The organism is Citrobacter sp. Ce006 (assembly GCF_030336535.1).
Classification (GTDB): domain Bacteria; phylum Pseudomonadota; class Gammaproteobacteria; order Enterobacterales; family Enterobacteriaceae; genus Citrobacter; species Citrobacter europaeus.
Genome location: NZ_JAOWDO010000054.1, coordinates 359,855 through 384,583, shown reverse-complemented (window position 1 = coordinate 384,583; position 24,729 = coordinate 359,855). Strand labels below are relative to the sequence as shown.

19 protein-coding genes and 2 pseudogenes are annotated in these 24,729 nt (G+C 54.7%); 11 read left to right on the top strand and 10 right to left on the bottom strand.

The window, feature by feature from the left end; translation table 11 throughout:
• Window positions 1-16 precede the first annotated feature (16 nt).
• The 3 genes from qseG (at window position 17) to glnB (ending at window position 2,501) form a co-directional block, all read left to right on the top strand.
• Window positions 17-760, top strand: coding sequence for a two-component system QseEF-associated lipoprotein QseG (gene qseG / locus OGV94_RS03340; protein ID WP_043017211.1), 744 nt, complete (start codon window positions 17-19; stop codon window positions 758-760).
• Window positions 760-2,094, top strand: a complete 1,335-nt coding sequence (glrR, locus tag OGV94_RS03335; protein WP_338031254.1) for a two-component system response regulator GlrR — start codon at window positions 760-762, stop codon at window positions 2,092-2,094. The genes qseG and glrR overlap by 1 nt, the downstream gene beginning before the upstream one ends.
• Window positions 2,095-2,162: 68 nt before the next feature.
• Window positions 2,163-2,501, top strand: a complete 339-nt coding sequence (gene glnB / locus OGV94_RS03330; RefSeq protein WP_002914032.1) for a nitrogen regulatory protein P-II — start codon at window positions 2,163-2,165, stop codon at window positions 2,499-2,501.
• A 101-nt stretch (window positions 2,502-2,602) separates the two neighbouring features.
• Here the strand turns inward: glnB and hmpA are convergent, their stop codons facing one another.
• Window positions 2,603-3,793 carry an NO-inducible flavohemoprotein gene (gene hmpA / locus OGV94_RS03325; protein WP_043017210.1) on the bottom strand — a complete coding sequence of 397 codons (1,191 nt, stop codon included), beginning with the start codon at window positions 3,791-3,793 and terminating at the stop codon, window positions 2,603-2,605.
• A 326-nt stretch (window positions 3,794-4,119) separates the two neighbouring features.
• Between hmpA and glyA the strand changes: the two genes are divergently transcribed.
• Window positions 4,120-5,373, top strand: coding sequence for a serine hydroxymethyltransferase (gene glyA / locus OGV94_RS03320; protein WP_043017209.1), 1,254 nt, complete (start codon window positions 4,120-4,122; stop codon window positions 5,371-5,373).
• On the opposite strand, the pseudogene OGV94_RS03315 reads toward glyA, so the two are convergent.
• Window positions 5,364-5,579, bottom strand: a pseudogene (locus OGV94_RS03315) (oxidoreductase C-terminal domain-containing protein); the annotation flags it as partial. The gene glyA and the pseudogene OGV94_RS03315 overlap by 10 nt on opposite strands.
• Before the next feature lie 11 nt (window positions 5,580-5,590).
• On the opposite strand from OGV94_RS03315, the pseudogene OGV94_RS03310 reads away from it, so the two are divergent.
• A pseudogene (locus tag OGV94_RS03310) lies at window positions 5,591-5,782 on the top strand (transcriptional regulator); the annotation flags it as partial.
• 3 nt (window positions 5,783-5,785) lie between these two features.
• On the opposite strand, the gene OGV94_RS03305 reads toward OGV94_RS03310, so the two are convergent.
• Window positions 5,786-6,979, bottom strand: coding sequence for an ROK family transcriptional regulator (locus OGV94_RS03305; RefSeq protein WP_047409478.1), 1,194 nt, complete (start codon window positions 6,977-6,979; stop codon window positions 5,786-5,788).
• Window positions 6,980-7,093: 114 nt separating this feature from the next.
• Between OGV94_RS03305 and OGV94_RS03300 the strand changes: the two genes are divergently transcribed.
• The 4 genes from OGV94_RS03300 to OGV94_RS03285 all read left to right on the top strand — a co-directional run bounded on the left by OGV94_RS03300 (window position 7,094) and on the right by OGV94_RS03285 (window position 13,951).
• Window positions 7,094-10,360, top strand: coding sequence for a DUF5107 domain-containing protein (locus OGV94_RS03300; RefSeq protein WP_286522581.1), 3,267 nt, complete (start codon window positions 7,094-7,096; stop codon window positions 10,358-10,360).
• Window positions 10,361-10,432: 72 nt separating this feature from the next.
• Complete coding sequence (locus OGV94_RS03295) at window positions 10,433-11,872, top strand: sugar porter family MFS transporter (protein ID WP_075145820.1); 1,440 nt, start codon at window positions 10,433-10,435, stop codon at window positions 11,870-11,872.
• Window positions 11,872-12,714: an aldose 1-epimerase gene (locus tag OGV94_RS03290; RefSeq protein ID WP_172863254.1), complete on the top strand. Its 843-nt coding sequence runs from the start codon at window positions 11,872-11,874 to the stop codon at window positions 12,712-12,714. Before OGV94_RS03295 ends, OGV94_RS03290 begins: the two co-directional genes overlap by 1 nt.
• 88 nt (window positions 12,715-12,802) lie before the next feature.
• Window positions 12,803-13,951 (top strand): 3-phenylpropionate MFS transporter, encoded by a 1,149-nt coding sequence (locus OGV94_RS03285; RefSeq protein WP_286522576.1) that lies wholly within the window; start codon window positions 12,803-12,805, stop codon window positions 13,949-13,951.
• Here OGV94_RS03285 and csiE read toward each other — a convergent pair.
• The 7 genes from csiE to OGV94_RS03250 all read right to left on the bottom strand — a co-directional run bounded on the left by csiE (window position 13,946) and on the right by OGV94_RS03250 (window position 22,659).
• A complete protein-coding gene (gene csiE / locus OGV94_RS03280) occupies window positions 13,946-15,223 on the bottom strand; it encodes a stationary phase inducible protein CsiE (RefSeq protein ID WP_172863252.1) in 1,278 nt (425 codons plus the stop codon). The two genes, OGV94_RS03285 and csiE, sit on opposite strands and share 6 nt — an antisense overlap.
• Before the next feature lie 649 nt (window positions 15,224-15,872).
• Window positions 15,873-16,475 carry a KpsF/GutQ family sugar-phosphate isomerase gene (locus OGV94_RS03275; protein WP_043017201.1) on the bottom strand — a complete coding sequence of 201 codons (603 nt, stop codon included), beginning with the start codon at window positions 16,473-16,475 and terminating at the stop codon, window positions 15,873-15,875.
• A complete protein-coding gene (locus OGV94_RS03270; protein WP_172863251.1) occupies window positions 16,472-18,109 on the bottom strand; it encodes an FGGY-family carbohydrate kinase in 1,638 nt (545 codons plus the stop codon). Before OGV94_RS03270 ends, OGV94_RS03275 begins: the two co-directional genes overlap by 4 nt.
• A 17-nt stretch (window positions 18,110-18,126) precedes the next feature.
• Window positions 18,127-19,080 carry an ABC transporter permease gene (locus OGV94_RS03265; RefSeq protein WP_047409495.1) on the bottom strand — a complete coding sequence of 318 codons (954 nt, stop codon included), beginning with the start codon at window positions 19,078-19,080 and terminating at the stop codon, window positions 18,127-18,129.
• 1 nt (window position 19,081) lies between these two features.
• The gene (locus tag OGV94_RS03260) at window positions 19,082-20,071 is read right to left on the bottom strand and encodes an ABC transporter permease (protein WP_008785467.1); all 990 of its coding nucleotides are present in this window, start codon (window positions 20,069-20,071) and stop codon (window positions 19,082-19,084) included.
• Window positions 20,064-21,572: a sugar ABC transporter ATP-binding protein gene (locus tag OGV94_RS03255; RefSeq protein WP_047409499.1), complete on the bottom strand. Its 1,509-nt coding sequence runs from the start codon at window positions 21,570-21,572 to the stop codon at window positions 20,064-20,066. Before OGV94_RS03255 ends, OGV94_RS03260 begins: the two co-directional genes overlap by 8 nt.
• A gap of 103 nt (window positions 21,573-21,675) precedes the next feature.
• Window positions 21,676-22,659: an autoinducer 2 ABC transporter substrate-binding protein gene (locus tag OGV94_RS03250; RefSeq protein ID WP_043017197.1), complete on the bottom strand. Its 984-nt coding sequence runs from the start codon at window positions 22,657-22,659 to the stop codon at window positions 21,676-21,678.
• Window positions 22,660-23,079: 420 nt separating this feature from the next.
• Here OGV94_RS03250 and OGV94_RS03245 point away from each other — a divergent pair, with 420 nt between their 5' ends.
• Window positions 23,080-23,718 carry a DUF1007 family protein gene (locus OGV94_RS03245; protein WP_043017196.1) on the top strand — a complete coding sequence of 213 codons (639 nt, stop codon included), beginning with the start codon at window positions 23,080-23,082 and terminating at the stop codon, window positions 23,716-23,718.
• Entirely contained in the window at window positions 23,709-24,689 is a 981-nt protein-coding gene (locus OGV94_RS03240; protein WP_087050922.1) for a nickel/cobalt transporter, read from the top strand. Before OGV94_RS03245 ends, OGV94_RS03240 begins: the two co-directional genes overlap by 10 nt.
• Window positions 24,690-24,729: the final 40 nt, after the last annotated feature.

Genomic DNA, 24,729 nt, shown 5'->3' with positions numbered 1-24,729 from the left:
CCTAAGTCTGGTGAGTATGCCATACGTTGTTGTCCGAATGCTTAAACGACATTTTTTCCGCCGCGTCATCCTCGCAAGCCTGCCGTGCCTGGCGCTGGTAGGTTGCGTTCCGAACGCGGTGAATCATATTATCGGCGACCCCTCGCAGGAGAAAATTCCGCCTCATCAACTGGCGGACTACCTGGCAACCGACTGTAGCGATATCTGGTCGCTGTCTGGTCAGCCCACAGACACCAATCCGCTGTACTGGCTGCGGGCGATGGATTGCGCCAATCGCCTGATGCCGGTACAGGCGCGCAGTGAAGCCAGTATGATGGTGCCAGATACCTGGCAGGGGGCTTTCAGGCGCGGGATCCTGCTCGATAACGCCAATATTACACCACCTGAAAGACGGGAGGCTGTTACGCGCCTCGACGCATTAAGCCCGCAAATTCCGCCACAGGTTCGCCCGCTGTATCAGGTCTGGCGCAGCAGCCAGACGTTGCAGTTGCAGCTTGCCGAAGAGCGTATGCGCTACAGCAAGCTGCAGCAAGCGTCAGACAGCGATCTTGATACGCTGCGTGAACAGCAACAGCATTTGCAGTCCCAGCTCGATCTCACGACCCGCAAGCTGGAGAATCTGACCGATATTGAACGCCAGCTTTCCACGCGCAAACCTGCTGGTAGCTATAACCCCGATGCGTCGCACGGGAACGATAAACTCACCCTGCCTGATAACGAGGAAAGCGCAGCGCCGTCTGCTGATGAGGTCACGCCATGATAAGCCGTAAGCCCGCGCATCTGCTGCTGGTGGATGACGATCCAGGCCTGTTGAAATTACTTGGAATGCGACTGACCAGCGAAGGTTATAGCGTCGTGACCGCGGAAAGTGGGCAGGAAGGGTTACGAGTGCTGAACCGTGAAAAAGTGGATCTGGTTATTAGCGATCTGCGTATGGATGAAATGGATGGCATGCAGCTGTTTACTGAAATCCAGAAAGTTCAGCCAGGAATGCCGGTTATTATCCTCACCGCGCACGGCTCCATCCCTGACGCCGTGGCGGCGACGCAGCAAGGGGTGTTCAGCTTTCTCACCAAGCCGGTCGATAAAGACGCGTTGTACCACGCGATCGACGGGGCGCTGGAACAGTCTGCGCCTGCCGCTGATGACAGCTGGCGTGAGTCCATCGTCACCCGCAGTCCGCTGATGCTGCGCCTACTGGAACAGGCGCGTATGGTAGCGCAATCGGACGTAAGCGTACTGATCAACGGCCAAAGCGGCACCGGGAAAGAAGTGTTTGCCCAGGCCATTCACAACGCCAGCCCGCGTAACCACAAGCCTTTTATTGCCATTAACTGCGGTGCGTTGCCGGAACAACTGCTCGAGTCCGAACTGTTTGGTCATGCGCGCGGCGCTTTTACCGGTGCGGTGAGCAATCGTGAAGGGCTGTTTCAGGCCGCGGAGGGTGGGACGCTGTTTCTCGATGAGATTGGCGATATGCCCGCGCCGTTGCAGGTTAAATTGCTGCGCGTATTGCAAGAGCGAAAAGTCCGACCGCTGGGCAGTAACCGCGATATCGACATTGATGTGCGGATCGTGTCCGCGACTCACCGTGATTTACCCAAAGCGATGGCGCGAGGTGAGTTTCGCGAGGACTTGTACTATCGCCTCAACGTGGTGAGCCTGAAGATCCCGGCGCTGGCCGAGCGTACGGAAGATATTCCGCTGCTGGCAAACCATCTGCTGCGTCAGTCTGCTGAACGGCACAAACCGTTCGTGCGCGCCTTTTCGACCGATGCTATGAAACGGTTAATGACCGCAAGCTGGCCGGGCAACGTGCGTCAGTTGGTTAACGTGATTGAGCAGTGCGTGGCGTTGACCTCTTCGCCGGTAATCAGCGACGCGCTGGTGGAGCAGGCGCTGGAAGGGGAGAACACCGCGCTGCCGACCTTTGTTGAAGCGCGTAACCAGTTTGAGCTCAATTACCTGCGTAAGCTGCTGCAAATCACCAAGGGCAATGTGACCCATGCAGCGCGAATGGCGGGGCGCAACCGCACCGAATTCTATAAATTGCTTTCTCGACATGAGCTGGATGCAAACGACTTTAAAGAGTAGCACCGTAAATACGACTGATTTATGATACGGTGAGCAACCGGTTACGCGATAAAAACGACAGGAAAACCATGAAAAAGATTGATGCGATTATTAAACCCTTCAAGCTGGACGACGTCCGCGAAGCGCTGGCAGAAGTCGGCATTACCGGTATGACTGTAACAGAAGTCAAAGGGTTTGGCCGTCAGAAAGGCCATACCGAGTTGTACCGTGGTGCGGAATATATGGTGGATTTTCTGCCGAAGGTAAAAATTGAAATTGTGGTCACCGACGACATCGTCGATACCTGCGTTGACACTATTATTCGTACTGCCCAGACCGGTAAGATCGGTGACGGTAAGATTTTTGTCTTCGATGTGGCGCGTGTTATTCGTATCCGTACCGGCGAAGAAGACGACGCGGCAATCTAAGCCGCGCCGTTCATTTGTAGGCCTGATAAGCGTAGCGCATCAGGCAGAGTGGTTGCCGGATGGCGGCGTAAACGCCTTATCCGGCCTGCTCGCGTAATACATTACAACACTTTATGCGGGCCGAAACATTCGTAATGAATGTTCTCGTTTTTCACGCCCAGACCGACCAACTGCTTCGCGGCGAACTGCATAAAGCCAACCGGACCGCACAGATAAAACTGCATCGCCGGATCGCTGATTGCGCCTTCCAGTTTGTTCAAATCCATCAGACCAACGCTATCAAACGCACCTTTCGCGCGATCGGCTTCGGTTGGCTCACGATACCAGGTGTGTGCGCTAAAGCGTGGCAGCGTTTTGCCCAGTTCATTCACTTCATCGGCGAAGGCGTGTACATCGCCATTTTCTGCCGCGTGGAACCAGTTAACCTGCGCCGTATGATGCGCTTTTGCCAGCGTATCCAGCATCGCCAGCATCGGGGTCTGGCCCACGCCTGCGGAAATCAAAGACACAGGAGTATCGGTCGCGACATTCATAAAGAAATCGCCCGCAGGTGCAGCTAAGTGAACAACGTCGCCAACATTTGCATGGTTGTGCAGCCAGGTGGAAACCTGACCACCGTCTTCACGCTTCACGGCAATTCGATAGCCTTTGCCATCGGGTTTGCGGGTCAGTGAGTACTGACGAATTTCCTGATGCGGGAAACCCTCTGGCTTCAGCCAGACGCCCAGGTATTGCCCCGGATGATATTCAGCCACTGCGCCACCGTCGACAGGTTCAAACTCAAAGCTGGTGATGAGTGCACTACGCGGGGTTTTTGCCACGATGCGGAAAGGACGGGTACCTTCCCAGCCGCCATTTTTATTGGCATTTTCGCTGTAGATTTGCGCTTCACGGTTGATGAAAACGTTCGCCAGCACGCCGTATGCTTTGCCCCACGCATCCAGAACTTCCTGACCTGGGCTGAACATTTCGTCCAGCGTTGCCAGCAAATGGCCACCCACGATGTTGTACTGCTCCGGTTTAATCTGGAAGCTGGTATGTTTTTGCGCGATTTTCTCAACGGCTGGCAACAACGCCGCCAGGTTTTCGATATTGCTGGCATACGCGGCAATGGCATTAAACAACGCTTCACGCTGATCGCCATTACGCTGGTTACTCATGTTGAAGATTTCTTTCAGTTCTGGGTTATGCGTAAACATGCGATCGTAGAAATGGGCGGTCAGCTTCGGGCCTGTTTCAACCAGCAGGGGAATGGTGGCTTTCACTGTAGCGATGGTTTGTGCGTCAAGCATACGGTCTTCCTTTATCTGAGACTTTAATGATGTATGTCAAATACATCTTATAAAAAATACCCCTGCATTGTAAATGGTTCTTTGTAACTTTGCGTTGTAAAGGTTACATCGTGAAAAATCTGCATCACAAACCTGAAAAGAAATCCGTTGAAATTCAGCAGACCTTTGTTCTCCAAAGCCTTGTGTGCCGTGAAGGTAATCGTTTGCGTAAAATCCTTTGTCAAGACCTGTTATCGAAGAATGATTCGGTTATACTGTTGGCCGAAGTCCTGGAAGACTGCCTTTTCAGGCCAAAATTTACTTGTTAGCTGAGTCAGGAGATGCGGATGTTAAAGCGTGAAATGAACATTGCCGATTATGATGCCGAACTGTGGCAGGCTATGGAGCAGGAAAAAGTACGTCAGGAAGAGCACATCGAACTGATCGCCTCCGAAAACTACACCAGCCCGCGTGTTATGCAGGCGCAGGGTTCTCAGCTGACCAACAAATACGCTGAAGGTTATCCGGGCAAGCGCTACTACGGCGGTTGCGAGTACGTTGATATCGTTGAGCAACTGGCTATCGATCGTGCAAAAGAGCTGTTTGGCGCTGACTACGCCAACGTCCAGCCGCACTCCGGCTCTCAGGCTAACTTTGCCGTGTACACTGCTCTGCTGCAACCGGGCGATACCGTTCTGGGTATGAACCTGGCACAAGGCGGCCACCTGACTCACGGCTCCCCGGTTAACTTCTCCGGCAAACTGTACAACATCATCCCTTACGGTATTGATGAGTCCGGTAAAATTGACTACGAAGACATGGCTAAGCAGGCCAAAGAGCACAAACCGAAGATGATCATCGGTGGCTTCTCTGCATACTCCGGTGTTGTTGACTGGGCAAAAATGCGTGAAATCGCTGACAGCATCGGCGCATATCTGTTCGTTGACATGGCGCACGTTGCCGGCCTGATTGCCGCAGACGTTTATCCGAACCCGGTTCCACACGCACACGTTGTGACCACCACCACTCACAAAACCCTGGCGGGTCCGCGCGGCGGCCTGATCCTGGCGAAAGGCGGTGACGAAGAGCTGTACAAAAAACTGAACTCTGCCGTGTTCCCAAGCGCGCAGGGCGGCCCACTGATGCACGTGATCGCGGCGAAAGCCGTGGCGCTGAAAGAAGCGATGGAGCCTGAGTTCAAGGTTTACCAGCAGCAGGTTGCCAAAAACGCCAAAGCGATGGTGGAAGTGTTCCTGAACCGTGGCTACAAAGTGGTTTCTGGCGGTACTGAAAACCACCTGTTCCTGCTGGATCTGGTTGATAAAAACCTGACCGGTAAAGAAGCTGACGCCGCACTGGGTCGCGCTAACATCACCGTTAACAAAAACAGCGTGCCGAACGATCCGAAGAGCCCGTTTGTGACCTCCGGTATCCGTATCGGTTCCCCGGCTGTGACTCGCCGTGGCTTCAAAGAAGCGGAAGTGAAAGAGCTGGCTGGCTGGATGTGTGACGTTCTGGACAACATCAATGACGAAGCCGTTATCGAGCGCGTCAAAGGTAAAGTGCTGGATATCTGCGCACGCTTCCCGGTCTACGCGTAAGTAATACGGATTGCCGGATGGCGGGGTAAACACCTTATCCGGCAGCTATATTCACTTAAGTAAGATTGTTTCATCGCTAAAGCCGCCGCTGGCGGCTTTTTCTTTGCCTGAATCCATTTTCTCAATAAACGTATTTCTCGACCCTGATTCAACGTAACTGCCCCGATAATCACGCCATCCTGTGAGTTAAACCAGATTGCTTTCTGCGCATTGGTCTGGGTTGGAGGGGACTTTGATACCCGGTTATATGAATAATTTTAATACCGGACAGGTGGTTTTTCGCCCTGGTGTGGGCGATGTCCCGACCATTGCCCTGCTGATGGCGTGGAAAAAAGGGCCAATCAAACCGGCATTGACCGATTTGTTCGCCACGGTACATGAACGTTTAGCGGTGAGCCTGACGGAGTAATGGCTATAGCTCGCTAAGCTGTGACTCGACATACAGATAGCCAATCCCCATTAGTTGCTGGGCGCGGTTAAGCTGACCGAAGCTTATCTGAGTCGCTCTGGCACGCGGGTTATCGCCGTGATCGAACGGGTTAAACCCGGTTTGCTGCACCAGCGTATTAAGCCAGCTATCGCCAAACGCGCAGCTACGGCCATACAACCATATTTGATTAATGTTCAGTATATTCAAAAAGTTATATAAACTCAGCCCGATGGCGCTAGCGGCATGTTCGGCCCAGGCCTGAATGCGTACATCACCGTTCTGCCAGGCAGCAATAAGCTGGTCGGTGGTGAGCGTTTCCGGGTCGTAAAGGGATGACGGCTGCGATTTCATCCACACGCGGGCCTGTTTTTTCAATGCGCTCAAGGACGCTACCGTTTCCAGACAGCCATAACGGCCACAGTCACAGGCGACCCCATCGGGATGAATGATGGTATGCCCAATCTGACCGCTGCCGTACAGACTGCCGCGCCAGATGTTATCGTTAATCACAAACGATGAACCAATACCGTAATCAACGTTAATCACGCAAAAATCACCATTAGCCGCCGGGTTTTGCCATTTTTCCGCCAGTGCCAGCATCACGCAGTCATTGTCCAGCCGGACCTGTACGCCGAGCATCTCCTCCAGCAGATACTTTATCTCCACCGGTGTTTTCCACGGGGCCTGAGGCATGGTTTTTGATGCGCCGGTTATCGGATCAACCTGACCGTGAACGCCAAGCGCCAGATTAATCGTGACATCAGGAAATTGTCGACGGTATTCCCGCCAGTGCGCCGCCAATGCTGTCAGCAGCGCTTTTGGCGACTCGGGGTTGATGACTTCATGCTGCCAGTCACCGACGGCAACCAGCCGCGCGTCCGCCAGTTGACTGGTGATGCTGGTGGGGGTGACGTTGATACACAGCGTCCAGGCGCCTTTTTCTGGCAAATGATAACTGCCGCTGCTCAAACCACGCTGGCTTAAGGTTTCTCGCGAATGGCTGATTCTCCCTTCATCCATCAGCTCTTCGAGGATATTGCTAACCGCCGGGATCGACAGGCCGGTGAGCTGCGCCAGCTGTGACTTGCTGAGCTGCTTTTCCCGCCACAGATGTGACAGAAAAATCTGTTTATTCGCCTGACGTACCCTGGCGTTGTTGAACCCCGAACGCTGCATTTACTTAACTCCCTTAACTATATTGCGTGAGCATTGCGCATTTTAACGCCACTTAACTGCCGCAGAATAGCGTCAAGTTGAATTTTTACTTTTGTTTATTGAGTGGAGAGCGGCATGTACGGTTCAGTTAAAGTCTGGCAGGAAACGATCACCCTCCCAACGTGGACGGCGGGTGAAGAAGATGCCAACCCAATGTTTCTGGAAAAACGGGTTTATCAGGGATCTTCTGGGGCGGTTTATCCCTACGGCGTGATTGATACGCTGACCGGCAAACGTGAAATGCGCGACTATCAGGCGGTGTGGATGGAGAATGACTTTATTCGCATCATGCTGTTGCCGGAATTAGGCGGACGCATTCATCGCGCGTATGACAAAGTGCAGCAGCGCGACTTCGTCTACTACAACGAAGTGGTGAAACCCGCGCTGGTCGGTCTGCTTGGGCCGTGGATCTCCGGCGGCATTGAGTTTAACTGGCCGCAACATCATCGCCCAACCACCTTTATGCCGGTGGATTTTACGCAGCAGCAGGGGGAGCAGGGCGAATACACCGTGTGGATGGGCGAGGTAGAGCCTATGCGCGGTTTACAGGTCATGACCGGATTCACGCTGTATCCGGATCGCGCGTTGATCGAGATAACCGGGAAGGTATTTAACGGTAACGCTACCCCGCGCCACTTCTTATGGTGGGCGAACCCGGCGGTGAAGGGCGGCGACGATCACCAGAGCGTGTTCCCACCGGATGTGACGGCGGTATTCGACCACGGTAAGCGCGATGTCTCTGCATTTCCCATCGCCACCGGCACCTACTACAAAGTGGACTACTCGGCTGGCGTGGATATCTCGCGCTACAAAAACGTACCCGTGCCGACCTCCTATATGGCTGAAAAATCAGATTATGATTTTGTTGGCGCCTGGCATCACGGCGAGCGCGGTGGGTTGCTGCATGTGGCCGATCACCATGTTTCGCCGGGGAAAAAACAGTGGACCTGGGGGCATGGCGACTTTGGCGTCGCCTGGGATCGTAATCTCACCGATGACAACGGTCCGTATATCGAACTGATGACCGGGGTCTTTACCGATAACCAACCGGACTTCACCTGGCTTGCGCCTTACGAAGAGAAAGTCTTCGTGCAAAACTTCCTGCCTTACAGCGAGCTGGGAATGGTGCAAAACGCCAGCACGCAGTTGGCGCTTCGTCTGGTGCGTGAGCCTGGCCAGCTTTCAGTGGGCGTTTATGCGATTGCGCCGTTACGCGATGTTCAGGTTACGCTTGCCGCACACGGGCAGCCGTTCTATGAAAATACCCTCACTCTTGAGCCGGGGCAGAGCTGGTTGGCTGAGGTGTCAGACAATGGCGATGCCCGGGTGACGATGACCGTCACTGGCGCTGATGGCGCTACGCTTTTACAGTATGAAGAGCACATTGCGCAAGAGTTACCGCTGCCTTCGGCGGCCGTCGCGCCAGCGCTGCCAGAAGCGCTTTCCAATACCGATGAGCTCTATTTTATTGGTCAGCATCTTGAGCAATATAACCACGCCAGCCGCTATGCTGAAGATTATTATCGTCGCGCGCTGGACGTTGATCCGCTGGATTACCGCAATAATGTGGCCCTGGGGACGCTGGCGCTAAACCGCGCTGACTGGGCGTTGGCGGCGCATTGTGCGGGCAAGGCGCTGGAACGGGCGCATAAGCTCAATAAAAACCCGCGTGATGGCGAGGCGAGCATGCTACTGGCCGCCGCACAGGAACGTCAGGGCGACGATGACAGCGCCTGGGATAATTATTATAAGGCCAGTTGGAGCGGCAACTGTCGGGATGCGGCTTTCTGGTCGTTAGCGCGTCTGGCGATGAAGCGCCAGGACTACGCTGGCGCGTTGGAAAAGGTCGAGCAGAGCCTGCGATTTAACGGCAGTAACAACCTGGCAATGGGGCTGAAAGCGCTGGCGCTGGCGAAGCTTGATCGCAATGCGCAAGCTCTGGACTACATTCGCCAGCAGCTGGTTGATTATCCGCTGAGCTATACCCTGCACTATGCGCGCTGGGCCATTTGCCAGGATGAGGCAACAGCGCTTGCGTTGATCTCGATTACCGGGCGGCGCGGTACCAATGCGTGTGAACTGGCAGGCTGGCTGACCTCTTTGGGGCAAAAAGATGCTGCCCGAGGCGTGCTGGAACTGCTCGACAGCCAGGAAACGCTGCCGATGCTGTGGCGTGCCTCGCTGAGCGACAATCCACAACCGTTCATCGAACGTGCCCGTGAATGCCTGCAAAACCGCGTACGTTTCCCCAACACGCTGGATGAAGTGCAGATGCTGCAAAACCTCGAAAAGAGCGCTTTTGCCCGCTATTTACTCGGCTGTTTCTGGTACAGCAAACGGCGCTATGCCGAAGCGGTTTCCTGCTGGCAGTTTACGCTTGCGCAGGAAGCGGATTTCGCGCCGGTGCACCGTTTACTGGGGATCTATGCCTGGAACAAGCTGCACGATGCGCAGCAGGCGATGCAGTATCTGTCGCAGGCCGTGGCGCTGGAGCCTCACAATGCCCGTTTCTTGTTTGAACTCGACTATCTCAAGAAGCTGATGGCGCAACCCGCTGAGCAGCGTCTGCAGCGGCTGGAAGCCAGCAAAGAGATTGTCTTCCATCGTGACGACCTGACGGTAGAACTGCTCAGTCTGTGGAATGGATTGGGGCGCTACGACGATGCTGCGGCAGTTTTACGTGAGCGCGAGTTCCATCCGTGGGAAGGCGGTGAAGGTAAAGCCACCGGGCAATATTTGCTGAATCAGATGCATCGCGCACTGGCTGCCGTTCAGTCTGGTGACCTGCAAACCGCCATCGCGCAGTTGCAACAAGCGTTGCATTACCCGCAAAACTTTGGAGAGGGGCGTTTACCCGGACAAACGGATAATGACATCTGGTATTTGCTGGGGCATTGCGCGCAACTGCAGGGGCATTTCGAGGAATCCCAGCGCTACTTCTCCCGCGCGACGCGCGGGGGTAGCTCACTGGATGCCGGACGTTACTACAACGACCAGCCTGTGGACTATCTCTTCTGGCAGGGGATGGCGCAGAGAAAACTTGGCGATAACGCAGAGGCGGACGCGCTGTTCAATAGCTTCCTGCAATGGGTAGAGTCGCATCGCGACAACGTCCCGGATGTCGATTTCTTTGCCGTCTCGCTACCCGATCTGGTGGTGCTGGATACCTCAGCACAAGCAAAACACCAGCAACACTGCCTGTTTATCAATGCGCTCGGGCATCTGGGGTTGGGAAATAGTGCCGCTTGTCAGCGCGAACTTGACGCACTCCTGCAACGCAATCCGGCGCATGACAAGGCATTGCTGCTGCGTCACGCCATTAACGTAAGGCTTTTCCAGTAACACCCGAAACGGGTGGGGCCAACCTCACCCGAAACCTACTGTCCCCTGCGTTTCCCTGAAAGAGGAATCATAATGAATAACGCGCAGACACATTTAAAGATTGGTTACGTCTGGACTATCTGCCTGGTTGCGGCCTGCGGTGGTTTACTGTTTGGCTATGACTGGGTGGTGATCGGCGGGGCAAAACCCTTCTATGAAGCTTATTTCTCGATTACCGATCCGGCGCAATCGGGCTGGGCGATGAGTTCGGCTTTGGTCGGTTGTATCTTTGGCGCGTTGATTTCAGGTTGGTGCGCCGATAAGTTTGGCCGAAAGATGCCGCTGATTCTCTCGGCGATCCTCTTTAGCGCCTCCGCCTGGGGAACCGCCGTCGCCAGTAATTTCGACATGTTTATTGTTTACCGCATCGTTGGCGGCGTGGGGATCGGTCTGGCGTCCGCACTAAGCCCGCTGTATATCGCCGAGGTTAGCCCGGCTGAAAAACGTGGTCGCTTCGTTGCCGTTAACCAGCTCACCATCGTCATTGGCGTACTGGCGGCGCAGCTTATCAACCTGATGATTGCCGAACCTGTTGCTACAGGCGCTACGCAGCAAGCAATTGTTGAAAGTTGGAACGGTCAGACGGGCTGGCGCTGGATGTTTGGCGCTGAATTAGTGCCCGCGGTAATTTTCCTGGTGCTGATGTTTTTTGTCCCTGAATCGCCGCGCTGGCTGGTGAAAGCGGGCAAGGTCGATCGTGCTCGTGCCATGCTCCAGCGCATTGGTTCGGCGCAATATGCCGGGCAAACGCTGAAAGAGATTGAACATACGCTGCAAAAAGATAATCACAAGGTCGCGTGGTCAACGCTGTTACATCCGCAGATCAAACCGATCGTGATTATTGGCATGGTGCTGGCAGTGTTCCAGCAGTGGTGTGGGATCAACGTTATTTTCAACTATGCGCAGGAGATCTTCGCCTCTGCCGGATTTGATATTAACGGTACGTTAAAATCGATCGTGGCGACAGGGATCATCAACCTGGTCTTTACCCTGGCCGCTCTGCCGTTAGTGGACAAAATTGGTCGTCGTAAACTGATGTTGTTCGGTGCGTCAGGATTAACGGTTATCTATATACTGATTGCCGGGGCGTACGGGTTGGGCATTATGGGCTGGCCGGTTCTGGTTTTGGTGCTGGCGGCGATCGCTATTTATGCCCTGACGCTGGCCCCGGTGACCTGGGTGCTGCTGTCTGAAATTTTCCCTAACCGCGTCCGTGGGCTGGCAATGTCGTTGGGTACGCTGGCGCTGTGGATTGCCTGCTTCCTGCTGACCTATACCTTCCCGCTGCTCAATGCGAGTCTGGGCGCGTCGGGAAGCTTCCTGCTGTACGGTGTGATTTGTGCGATGGGCTTTATCTATGTTCTGCGTAATGTACCGGAAACCAAAGGCGTGACGCTGGAAGCGCTGGAAGAACAGCTGGCGGCGCGGCATACGAAGGTTGGCGCATCAACCCAACAACGAAGCGCCCGCTAATGGAGAGGCTTCTGACGCTACAAAACGCACATCTGCAGATGTGCGTAGACTCGCAGGGTGGTTCGCTATTAAGTCTGGTTTCGTTACAACATCAACAGGCAATTTTACGCGAAGGTCATGGTCAGCAGCCCGGTGACGGTGGCCTGTTCCCGATGCTGCCGGTCGCGAATCGGGTGGCGGGAAATCGTTTTATGCTGCGCGGTGAAGAGATCGTATTACCTCAACATGGCGCAGACGACACCTTTTTCCTGCACGGTGACGGTTGGCTGCAACGCTGGCAGGTTATCACCGTCACCCAAAGCGGTTGTCTGCTGCAGTTGCGCAGTTGGCATCCCTGCGGTTATGACTATACGGCGCAGCTTTGCTATCAACTGGAAACCTCGAGCCTGCACGCCTCGTTGACGCTCACCCACTGCGGTGAGCGGCCAATGATTTATGGCTGTGGGTTCCATCCGTTTTTCGTCTTTGATAAGCACAGCACGGCGCAGTTTTCCAGCAGCGGCTACTGGCCGGAGGGTGAGCAGCATCTGCCGCTGGAATGGCAACGAGATATCCCGTCAGCGGCGGATTTCATGCATGCGCAATACGGTGAGGATAGCTGGCTAAACGTCGGCTATTCAGGCTGGAGTGGGCGGGCCGTTATTCAGCGAGATGTGATGAGAGTCACGATTTTAGCGCAAACTCCGTGGTTGATGCTGTTCAGAATGTCGGGTGAGGAGTTCCTGTGCCTGGAGCCGCAAACGCATCCGGTGAATGCCCACAACATGCAGGGGCAGCCGGGATTGCAGGTTTTAGCGCAGGGAGAACGCTGCCATTTTGCGATGCAAATTTGCGTTGAATAGGGCAAAAATCATGTTATCTGCCTGTTAATGCTCTCTTGCGCCAGCCTGCGTTTGTCGCCAGACTATCGCCTCCAAACGGGAGGGATTCATGGCTTTGCATTCCACGCGCTGGCTGGCGCTCGGTTATTTCACCTACTTCTTTAGCTACGGTATCTTTCTGCCTTTCTGGAGCGTCTGGCTCGAAGGGGGGGGGCTGACGCCGGAGACCATCGGTTTACTGCTCGGAGCGGGGCTGATTGCCCGTTTTCTCGGTAGTTTGCTGATTGCGCCGCGCGTGAGCGATCCCTCCCGGCTGATCTCAGCTTTACGTATTCTGGCTCTGTTGACGCTGGTGTTTGCGCTGGCCTTCTGGGCGGGAACCAACGTGGCATGGCTGATGGTGGTGATGGTCGGCTTCAACCTGTTTTTCTCACCGCTGGTACCGCTGACTGACGCGCTGGCCAACACCTGGCAAAAACAGATAACCATGGACTACGGTCGGGTGCGACTATGGGGATCCGTGGCCTTTGTGATCGGCTCCGCGCTGACCGGCAAACTGGTGAGCCTGTTCGACTATCGGGTGATCCTGGTCCTGCTATCGCTTGGCGCCGCCTCGATGCTGTTGGGTATGATGATTCGCCCGAGCGTGCAGCCAGCGGGTGAAAACCGTCAGCAGGAGAGCGCTGGATGGCCTGCCTGGCGCGCGCTGATAACCCAAAGCTGGCGTTTTCTTGCCTGCGTGAGTTTGTTGCAAGGCGCGCATGCCGCTTATTACGGTTTTAGCGCCATCTACTGGCAGTCTGCCGGATACTCCGCTTCGGCGGTGGGCTATTTATGGTCATTAGGCGTGGTGGCGGAAGTGATTATTTTCGCGCTCAGCCACAAGCTGTTCCGCCGCTTCAGCGCTCGCGATCTGCTGCTGCTTTCCGCCGTTTGCGGCGTGGCGCGTTGGGGATTGATGGGCTGGAGCACCGATCTGCCGTGGCTTATCGTGGTGCAAATCCTCCATTGTGGAACCTTTACCGTCTGCCACCTGGCGGCAATGCGCTATATCGCGACACGCCAGGGGAGCGAAGTGATTCGTTTGCAGGCGGTGTATTCCGCGGTGGCGATGGGCGGCAGTATCGCCATCATGACCGTTTTCGCGGGTTATTTGTACCAGAATCTGGGCAGCGGCGTATTCTGGGTGATGGCGCTGGTGGCGCTCCCGGCAATCGTTCTGCGCCCGAAAGTAGTGGCGCAGCCTGCGACGTTATGATTCGAGGATTTTGCGGATCTGCTGCTGCTGATGCGGCGTAAGCGCCAGATCCGCATGAATCAATGGGGGTGAAAACAGCGGCAGCGGCGTGGTGTACGGCGTAATAATCAGCGTTACACCGCGCGGCGACCCCTCTTTTTGAAAGTCCTGCATCGGCATATGTTTTACGTTGAGCGGCAGCAGCGTCAGTTCGCGCAGCTGTTGCTCTATATGCGCTTCAAGTTGTTCGTTACTACCGGTCAGCAGGATAATCTGCTTTTCGTGCAAATCCTTCTCCTGCATCAGCCAGGCGCCGAAAATAACGGCGACCAGGCCGATCTCTTCTTCTGAAAACTGGACATCGTATTCCGCTTCGAAACCGTGTATCGCCTCGCGGGTAGTTCGAACTAACCGGGGATAAAGTCGGCTGAACTCCTCCGGCAACGTGTTATCAATGCCGATAGCAAACATGCTGCGGTTAAGTGCCTGAGCAAGATGAATATACAGCTGATCGTTCAGCCCTTGCTCATCGCTGAAGCGCACATTGCCGTATTCGCGAAAACGCAGCACCAGCCGTGCAATAGCAAGGCGCAGGCGGCGATCCTGCTGGTGATTATCGCGAATCGGGTCGGGGATGCGGATCATTGAGAACAACAACGCCATAAACAGCGATTCGCCCAGCGGCGCACTCTGCATGACGTGACGTTGCCAGTGACGGGCAATCTCCTCAGCCAGAGCGTACTCCGCGCAGGATTGCGCCCAGCGTTGCTGGAGCGGATTAAACTCCGGCGTGTTCCCCGCATTATGCTGCAGCAGGCAATATTGTAAATACAGGCGCAGGAAATGGATGTCACGGGACTCAAACGGCTTCTGCAAGCGGCGGGAACACAGATTAATGAGCGCATGCAGATTGGTGTCGTCATACAGCGTACGTGCGATACCTTGTTGTTTTAGCGCCATTTTTAAAGTGGGCGTGAAATGCTGAGCGATAAAAGTTGGGCAGATCCGCAGGCCGCGGCGCAGCCACTGCAACAGACACAGACGCTGATTTAGCGGGGTCCCTTCGATCGCATAGCCGCCATTGAGCGCGGTGGTAATGGCGAGTCGATGATAGCGCTGGATTTCAAGCCCTGCGCCAATAATATCTTCCTGAACAGTGGCATCATCCACGCCGTTGAGGCTGCTGAAGGTTTGCGCAGTCGCGATTTGTCCCGGCAGGAAAAGGGTCAGCAGCACCTGGCAACGGCGCTGGGGAACGGAAAGTACAGATGGTGGAGCAAGCGTTGACATCATCTGTAGGGCCTCCCGTGAGTATGTTTGATAAGAATAGCTAAAGTTTGCTCATAGATTTTGAGAATGGAATGCTTTCCACCAGGAATGCTGGGGAGCGTCACAGAATTTTTAACGTGCGGAACAGATAGCGGTAGTGGAACGCAGCGCGTTAATCCGCTTTTTCACTGTTTTATCTTTTGTTTAGATATAAAAAAACCGGCATTTTGCGCAATGGCGTTATGTTAACGCTTGAGGATCAACATAGGTTGGCGGAGCATAATGAATATGCTTTTTTAGAGAAAGGTTCCGTTCACCTCATGTTCATCGCTTTTCTGTACACTGAACGCCAGTGAACGTGTTAAGGGTGCTATCGCGCACCCTTAACAATCCCGGCTCCCGGCGGGAAAATTGCCGCTCCGCGGTGCCCTCCGCTTATTCCTCCAGGCTACCGGGCCGGGCGCGATGTAACGTCCCTGTAAAGCGCGCCCTGAGCCAGCATCCATGCTGGCTCTCCCGGCCTTACGGAAACACGTCGGCAATTTTCAGCCGGACCAGCCACGCCTGACCATCTGTATTTTTATTTGAACATGTTTGAACAGCAAAAAGGATATAGCTGAAAGTCAGAGCGCTGAGGTGAACGGAACCCTGAGCCGGAATTACATGTTCTCCATCACGCTTGCCCACGGCTCAACGTTAATCCCACATCGCCGCCGGGATGCACAGCCAGTAATGTCTCCTTTGAGTAACCGCTTTCGCTCATCAGGCAGGCGCAGGCGGCGTCAAAGATAGCCAGCACCAGTAAAATTGAGGTGGTGGCTAACATGTTCAGCGGGTCGGCCTCACGCTGGACGCCGGTGGAAATCACCAGCCTCGACGCGTTGGCAATGGCTGAATCGGCGTTTTCAGTCACGCTCAGGATTGGCACATTTCTCGCTGCCAGCCCGGGCAGCAGCCGGGTGAGTTCGTCTGAATTACCCCCGCGCGACAGCATAATGACCAGGTCGTCGGCGCGTAAAAAACCGAGATCGCCATGCGCCGCGTCCGTCGCGTTGAGGTAAATCGCGGGACGTTCCACGCACGCAAGCATATGCGCGACTTTACGTGCCGCAATGCCGGAGGTACCGACGCCAGTGACGACGATTTTGCCCCGGCAACCGCGCAACTCCGCCATCAGCGACTGCCAGACTGGTTCAGTCAGATGCTGCCCCAGACCCGCCAGGGCATCGCTATAGAGCTGAAATACGCCGGTGGCCTGGGACCAGGAGTTACTCATACGTCCTCCTGCATCAACTGGCGGTATTTCATATGATCCTGATACATCTCGTGGAATACCCGATATTTGCGATCGTAGTACTGCTTAATGCGATTAGTCTGCGGGGTAACCGTTTTACCAATCCGGCTCATCGCTGACATCGCTTCCGGGAAGGTATCGAATACGCCCGCGGCGATAGTTCCCATCATGGCTCCACCCAGCAGCATGGCTTCGCTCTCTTCAGGCAGCAGCATCGCGCAGCCGGTGGCGTTGGCATGTTCCTGAACGAAGATCGGGTTTTTCGTCCCGCCGCCGCTGGCCATAATCGTATCGATGGTGTAGCCGCTTTGATTCATCGTTTCAATGATATGACGGGTTCCGAGCGCAATAGCCTGGATGGTCGCAAGATACTGTAGGGCCATATCCTCCGGCGTACGCGACAGCTTCAGTCCGGTGATTGCTCCCGTGAGCGTTGGGTTGGCGCGCGGTGAACGGTTGCCGTGGAAATAGGGCAGGATGTGCATGTCGCGGGTTAGAAATGCGATATCTTCCGGCTCACCGGCCATTTTACGCAGCAGTACATTCAGCACTTCATAAATGGTCTGCCCCTGAGACTTAGCTTGCGCCAGCAAAGTTTCGTAGCAAGGATGCGACTGTATAACGTGGTCGATTAACGCCCCGGTAGCCGACTGCCCGCCTTCGTTGAGCCAGTATTCCGGCAGCACCGCTGAGTAGTAAGGACCCCAGACGCCGCCGATAAAACGCGGCTCTTTGGAAATCGCCATGTGTCCGGTGGAAGTGCCGCCAATCAGCGCGACACGACGGTCAAAATCCGCCACCTCGCCGGAAACGCCGCTTGCCCCGAGCGTGCCGAGCGTACCGGCGTGGGCATCGATGATCGAAACGCTGACTGCGGTCCCCGGAATCAGCCCCATTTCGCTGGCGGCGCGTGCTGACAGCCCGTGACCGAGCGGTTCGCCCATGGTTTTCACGTAGCGACCAATTTTGGCCGCATCGTGCTCCAGCAGATCTTCCAGACCAATCTGGCGGAAATAGCTGGCATCCCATTTGTCTTCATGGCCCATATAGGTCCATTTACACACCGTCGAGCACAGTGAACGCGTGTCATCACCCGTTGCGCGCCAGGTCAGGAAATCGGGCAGGTCAAAATAGTAGCCCGCATTAGCCCAGGTATTGGGCATATGCTGCTTCAGCCACAGCAGCTTGGGCGTTTGCATTTCTGGGGAGATAATACCGCCAACGTAGTCCAGCACCCGATGATGCATGGCGTTGATGCGTTCGGCCTGGGTAATGGCGCGGTGATCCATCCACACTATGATGTTCTGTTCGCTGCGCCCGGACGGACTGATGGTCAGCGGCTTGCCTTCTTTATCCAGCACCACCAGTGAACAGGTCGCGTCAAAGCCCAGACCTTTCACCTGGATTGGATTGATATCCGACTGGTTAATCGCATCGCGAACCGCGTTACACACCGCCTGCCAGATGTTATCGGAAGACTGCTCAACAAAATCGGCCTGCGGACGGTAAATCTCGATGGCCCGACTGGCCTGACCGACCATTCTGCCGTTGAGATCAAACACGCCAGCACGGGCGCTTCCGGTTCCGACATCCACACCAATAAAGTAACTTGCCATAATTTTTTCTCCTGAAATCAGGCTTTACGATTCTGTAATGCGATAAAGAGGATCAGCACCGCGCCCCACAGCGCCATCGTCAGATAGCTGCTGACCCCCAGCAAGTTAAGGCCGCTTTCCAGCATTTGCAGCACAATCAGCGCCAGCACCAGGCCGACAATGCGCCCGAAGCCGCCATCCGGATTGATTCCGCCGAGCACGGAAGCGAGGATGGTGACCAGCAGGTAGGATTCCCCGTATCCGGCTTTTGCCGAGTTGAATTTTGCCATCATCAGAATGGCGGCGACCCAGCCGAGCAGGGCGGAAATCACGTACACGGAAATTTGTACCCGTACGGTATTTACGCCGCTGTAGCGGGTTGCCTGTTCATTGGAACCGACGAGATACAGGCTGCGTCCAAGCGTGGTGTGCTCCAGCAGTACCCACAGCAGGATTGCCACCAGGAAAAAGAGCAGTAGCGCCACCGGAATACCGGCAATCGTGGCGTTACCAAGATATTGAATGGCGGTCGGGAAGCCGGAAATCACCGTCCCGTTGGAAAGCAGAATATTCAGCCCGGAGATAAGCGTCATCGTGCCGAGCGTGGCGAGAATAGGCGAGACCCCGACCCAGGCAATCAGCGCGCCGTTGAGCGTGCCGATAGCCACCGCCACGGCTGCGCCTGCCAAAAGCGCCAGCACCAGAAACAGCGGGTTATCTGGATGGGTGACGATTATCGCCGCCATCACCAGCGAGCAGGCATTTGCCCCGGCAATAATCGACAGGTTAATGCCGCCGGTCAGCATAGTCATGCCCATCCCGAGGGCCAGCATGCCGAGGATTGGCAGTTGCGAGCCAATCGACTGGAAGTTAGCGACGCTGAAAAAACGGCTGCCGAGCAGGGCCGAGAAGACTAAAGCGACGACCACTATAATGACGCATTGCAGACGAATGATGGCATCACCGGGTAAAAATCTGGCGATTGTTTTCATCTCAAAGCTCCCTTGCCAGTTTGCGTTTTTCGTTCCAGGCCGTGGCGCTAATGCTGACCAGGATAATGGCGCCGCTAAACACGGTGTGCCAGTAAGAAGAGACGCTGAGCAGCGTCAGCCCATTTTGTAAGAAGGCCAGCAGAACCACGCCGAGCAGGGTTCCGGTCAACGTACCGCGTCCGCCACTCATGCTGGTTCCACCGAGCACTACCGCCGCCAGCACCGTCAGCTCAAAGCCGAGCAGCGAATTGGGTGCAACTGACTGGGTAATTTGCGCCTGAACCACGGCGGCAACGCCTGCCAGAATGCCCATGTAGCCATAGACGTAGAAATGCAGCTTCAGCAGATTCAGCCCCAGGCGCGAGGCCGCGTCGCGGTTGCCGCCCATGGCGTAAACCTGACGGCCAAGTCGGGTATAGTTCATCAGCACGGCAGTAAAGATGATCACCGCCGCCAGGCACAGCAGGGGCAGGGTCAGACCGTAGTCGTAGCCATCCGCCGCGGTGAACGAGAACCAGTTAATGCCGTTCATAAACCAGTCCGGGAAGCCGTACAGCCAGGTACCTTTAGTGGCGTAAACCAGCAGACCGTAGTAGACGTTCAGCGTGGCGATGGTAATGATGATTGCCGGAACGCGCAGCCAGTAGACCAGGAAGCCGTTAATCAGTCCAAGCAGCAGACCTACCGCAATGGCGATGATTAACGCCAGCGCGAAGTTGCCGCCGTGGCCGATAACCCAACTGGCCATTGCATATTGGGCTATCGCGGTCATCGCCGGAAATGAGATGTCGATCCCGCCGGAAATCAGCACCACAAACAGCCCACAGGCAAGGATGCCGAGAATCGCGTAGCTGGTGGCCACATCCGTCAGATTCCCCAAAGACAAGAACTCATCGGTGCTGATACTCAGCCCAACGGCCAGGGCTACGACCAGCAGGCCCAGCCAGAATTCGTGTTGCCCGATTAATCGGGAGAGATGCATCTTATTCATTGATTACCTCGACCACTTCAGCAATCTCCTCTTCACGGCATTGATGAGGATTAAATTCCGCCACCAGCCTGCCGCGACGCATCACCAGCACGCGGTGGCTGTTGTAATACGCTTCCGGGATTTCATCGCAAATCATCAGCACCGCCATACCTTGTTCCGCCAGATCGCGGGCTATCTGGTAAATTCCCTCTTTGTTGGCGATATCCACGCCTACGGTAGGGGAGTCGAGGATCAGGATGCGGGGATTGGTCGCCACCCATTTGGCAATGGCGATACGCTGGGCATTACCGCCGGAAAGGGTTTTGACCGGCAGGTGCGGATCGGACACTTTGATATTCAGTTCGCGGATCAAGTCGGCGACCAGCTTTTGCGCTTTACGATGATCGAGCAGGCCGCTGCCGGTATGCAGTTGATCAAACACCGTGACGATGGTGTTGTCATAGATCGACTGCTCCATGATCAGCCCCTGTGTCAGACGATCTTCGGAGACATAGCCGATCCCGTGTTTGATGGCGTCATGGTTATTGCGCAGAGTAACCGGCTGGCCGTTAATACGAATCTCGCCGCTTTCCGGGTGGGTCATGCCAAACAGGCTCAGACAAAGCTCGGTGCGCCCGGCGCCCAGCAAACCAACAATGGAGACAATCTCGCCGCCGTGCAGCGACAGATTAATGTTTTGGTATTTGCCTCTGCGGCTCAGATTGCGCAGCTCCAGCAGAGGTTCTTGCTCAATTGTGGGCCTTTGTGGCAGTGGACTGTAGTGAAAGCGTTGTCCGGTCATCAGGAAGGCCAGCTCGTGGCTGTCGAGGTCGCTGGCAGGGTAAGTGCCTACCAGTTTGCCGTCGCGCATCACGCTGATGCGGTCTGCCACTTCCATCACCTCATCCAGACGATGGCTGACAAACACGACGCAAATTCCGGCAGCTTTCAGTTCGTTAACAACCCGCAGCAGGCCATTAACCTCCTGACGGGTTAGCGAGGCGGTGGGCTCGTCCATAATCACCAGACGCGCATCGGCGGCAATCGCCCGGCAAATGGCGACCAGCTGGCGGTCAGCAATCGAGAGTTTTTCAACTTTTTTATCGGGATCAATGTTCACCCCGATACGCTTCATGGCTGCCAGTGCCTGCTGTTTCATGGCGCCACGACGTACCCAGATATCGCCCCCGGGCAGATAGCGGTTGACGGCGATATTTTCCGCGACGCTAAAGTTGGGAAACAACGACAGGTCCTGATAAATAACCTGAATTCCATAATGGGAGGAGAGCTGCGGCGTCAGGTGATGGAACAATTTGCCGTCGAGTAAAATCTGCGCGCCTTTTTCCGGATGATAAACCCCGGAGATCACTTTAATAATGGTGCTTTTACCACAGCCGTTTTGACCCGCCAGACAGTGAACTTCGCCTTTTCTCAGCGTCAGATTCACGTTATCCAGCGCCAGCACGCCCGGGAATTGTTTGCTGATATTCTCAAGAGTGATAAATGCGGTGGTGTCTGTCATGGACAATACCCCTGCGAGCGTCCAGGCGGACGCTGAGTGTTAATTTGGTTGATAGCGCCGACCAGACGGCCGGCGTTAAGGTTCCCTGGTGTCGGCTAAAGCCTTAGAAACCAAGTGATTGTGCGTTGTCTTTGGTGACTTCGAGGATCTTGTTAAAGCGGATCACTTTCTTCTCCGTGTCGATATCGGCTTTCCCTAAACCATCAATACTCAGATCGGCGTTCACTGCTTTACCCTGTAACAGCTGATCGGCAACCGTGACCAGCGCGTAGCCCGCATCTTTTGGATCCCACAGCAGCGCTTTTTTGATATCACCACGCATCAGGTAAGGCGCAGCCTGTGCTGGCATAGCGATCCCGACGACGGCGATTTTATCTTTGGCGCGTTTTTTCTGCACAGCCTGACCCGCACCGATTGGACCCAGCGAGCCGAAGCCGATAATGCCTTTCATCTGCGGATAGGTTTTCATCAGGTCCAGCGTCGTGGCGTAGGATTTATCGATGCTTTCCGCGACCGGCAGACGTGAAGTGACCTCGAACATTTCCGGATATTTTTCTTTCTGGTACTTAATTGCATAATCCGCCCACGCGTTATGCAGCGGCACCGTCAGCGAACCGACATAGATAGCGTACCCGCCCTTACCACCCATGTTTTTCGCTAACTCATCGACGTTGGCCTGGGCGTATTTTTCACTGTCGATGGTTTCGATATCCCACTGGCCAATTTGCTCATCCGGGGATTCGTGCGTCAGCACCACGATGCCTTTATCGCGTGCTTTTTTTAGTACCGGCTCAAGAACCTTGGCATCATTCGGTACCACGATGATCGCATTGACGTTTTTGGCGATCAGATCCTCAATGACTTTCACCTGTTGCGCTGGATCCGGCGTGGAAGGCCCGGTCTGATAAGCATTCACATCCAGTTTTTTTGCTGCTTCATTAACGCCGGTTTCCATCCGGTTAAACCACGGAATCCCGGTGACCTTGGCAACCACAGCAATTTCATATTTTTCCGCCGCAAAGGACGTGCCGGACAACATGCATGCAGAAACCAGGGTTGCACTGAGTAATGCGAGTTTGAATTTCATAGTTGTACCTTTCGTAGGGGGCAGGACATGTCACGCCGTGAAGTTAACAACGAATGGAAGAGGGAATGAATCATGAGTTTCCTGAATGTGATCCATGCCCATTATTGTTAATATTTGGAAATTAAATGGTTAAATTTAAGTTAATTTTGCATGGTTTTACATTCAGCCATTCAAATTTAGTGTTAATAAAATATTAAAATGAAACTATAAATTAACATTTTATTATCATTTAACTTAAGTCGTGACCCAGATAAGGTAGTTGGACGGGATTTGTCGAAGAAGAAATTATCGAAATTGAGAACTGAATCGATACCGGAAAAGGGGACTCAACATTTTTTCGTTCAATGGTATCCTCAACACTCTTTCGCCAAACCCAGCTTCATTATTTGTGGCGGTGTCGATTTTTTCCGTGGAGAACTCATGCAAGGCGTTAAACGTATCATTGTCACGTTGTTTCTCGCTCTCCTGTCCTTTGGCGCAGGCGCGCATCCCCACAGCTTTATCCATCTGAAAACCGAAATAGTGAGCGCGAATGATCGGTTCGTCGCGCTTAAAATGCGCTGGACGATGGATGAAATTACCTCGGCGGATCTGCTTTATGATGCGGGGAATGCCAAACCTGGTGATGAGATCTGGAAAAAACTGGCGGCGGAAGTGATGGCCAACGTTCTCGGTCAGCACTATTTCACCGAAGTGTGGCACGACGGGCAAAAGGTAAAGTTTAAAAACAGGCCGACGGAATATGGTATGGAGCGTGAGGAACACCAGGCGGTGCTGACGTTCGTTTTGCCGTTGGCTGAAGCTCAGCCGCTGAGTGGACAAAAATATACCATTTCAACCTTCGACCCGACCTACTACGTTGATATGAGTTATGACAAAGACAGCGACGCCAGGCTGGGACAGGTCATAAGCCAGAAATGCCGTATTTCAGTACATACGCCGACGCCGAATGAACAAACGCTGAGCTTTGCGCAGTCGCTGGATAAAGAAGATGCACCGCCGGAGGATATGGAGTTGGGTAAACAGTTTGCACAGACGGTAACGCTGCAATGTCAGTAGTTTCTCAACAACGTGCAGCCAGACGTCGCTGGCTCATGCTATGGCCGCTGGCGGTGTTTTTACTGCTGGCAGCAGGCGGCGTGCTGTGGCTATGGCAGACCTGGCCGCAGGTGATGATGCAAAGTATCGTCTGGCAGCGCGACGTTAATCAGCAGATGAGCGGTTTGCTCAAAGCGGTTGCCGCCAGGCCGGCCCAGGCTGGGGGATCGCTGCTGCTGTTTAGTTTTCTCTACGGCGTCCTGCATGCGCTGGGGCCGGGGCATGGAAAAGTCGTAATTACCACCTGGCTTGCGACGCACCCGTCGAAACTCAAATCAAGTATCGGCCTGACGCTGGCGTCGTCTTTATTACAAGGACTGGTCGCTATTGGTCTGGTCGTTATCGTGCTCACCGTCTTGCAGTTGCCTGCGCGACAGTTACATATGAGTAGTTTCTGGCTGGAGAAAGGGAGTTATGCGCTGGTTGGCGTGTTGGGCGTTTTATTGTGCGTACGTGCGCTGAAGAAATTGCGCCAGCTGCTGCGTCGCCCGAAATTCACCGCCTTCACGCCGCATCATGTGCATCACGAAGGTTGCGGCTGTGGACATCAGCATTTGCCCGATCCTGAACAGCTGCAAAGCGGTGATGACTGGCGCGCCCGGCTGATGATCGTTTTATCAATGGGAATGCGTCCGTGCTCGGGGGCAATCATGGTCTTACTGTTTAGTAAAGTGGTTGGCGTTTTTAGCTGGGGCATGGCGTCGGCGCTGGCGATGGCGGCAGGAACCTCTTTGACGATTACGTCACTGGCTCTTCTGGTGCACAGTTTCCGCTCGCTGGCGGTAAGACTTAGCGGGCATAAAGCGCCTGTGCTATGGCGACAGATTGGCTGGACGACGCTGGCGTTAGCCGGTGGTGCGGTGCTGATTGCTGCTGCGGTAGTGATGTGGATGAGCGCGGTGCCGGTGGGGCGGGGGATAAGACCGTTTTAGGTTACAGAGCGGTATGGTATGAATTATTGGCCGGATAAGA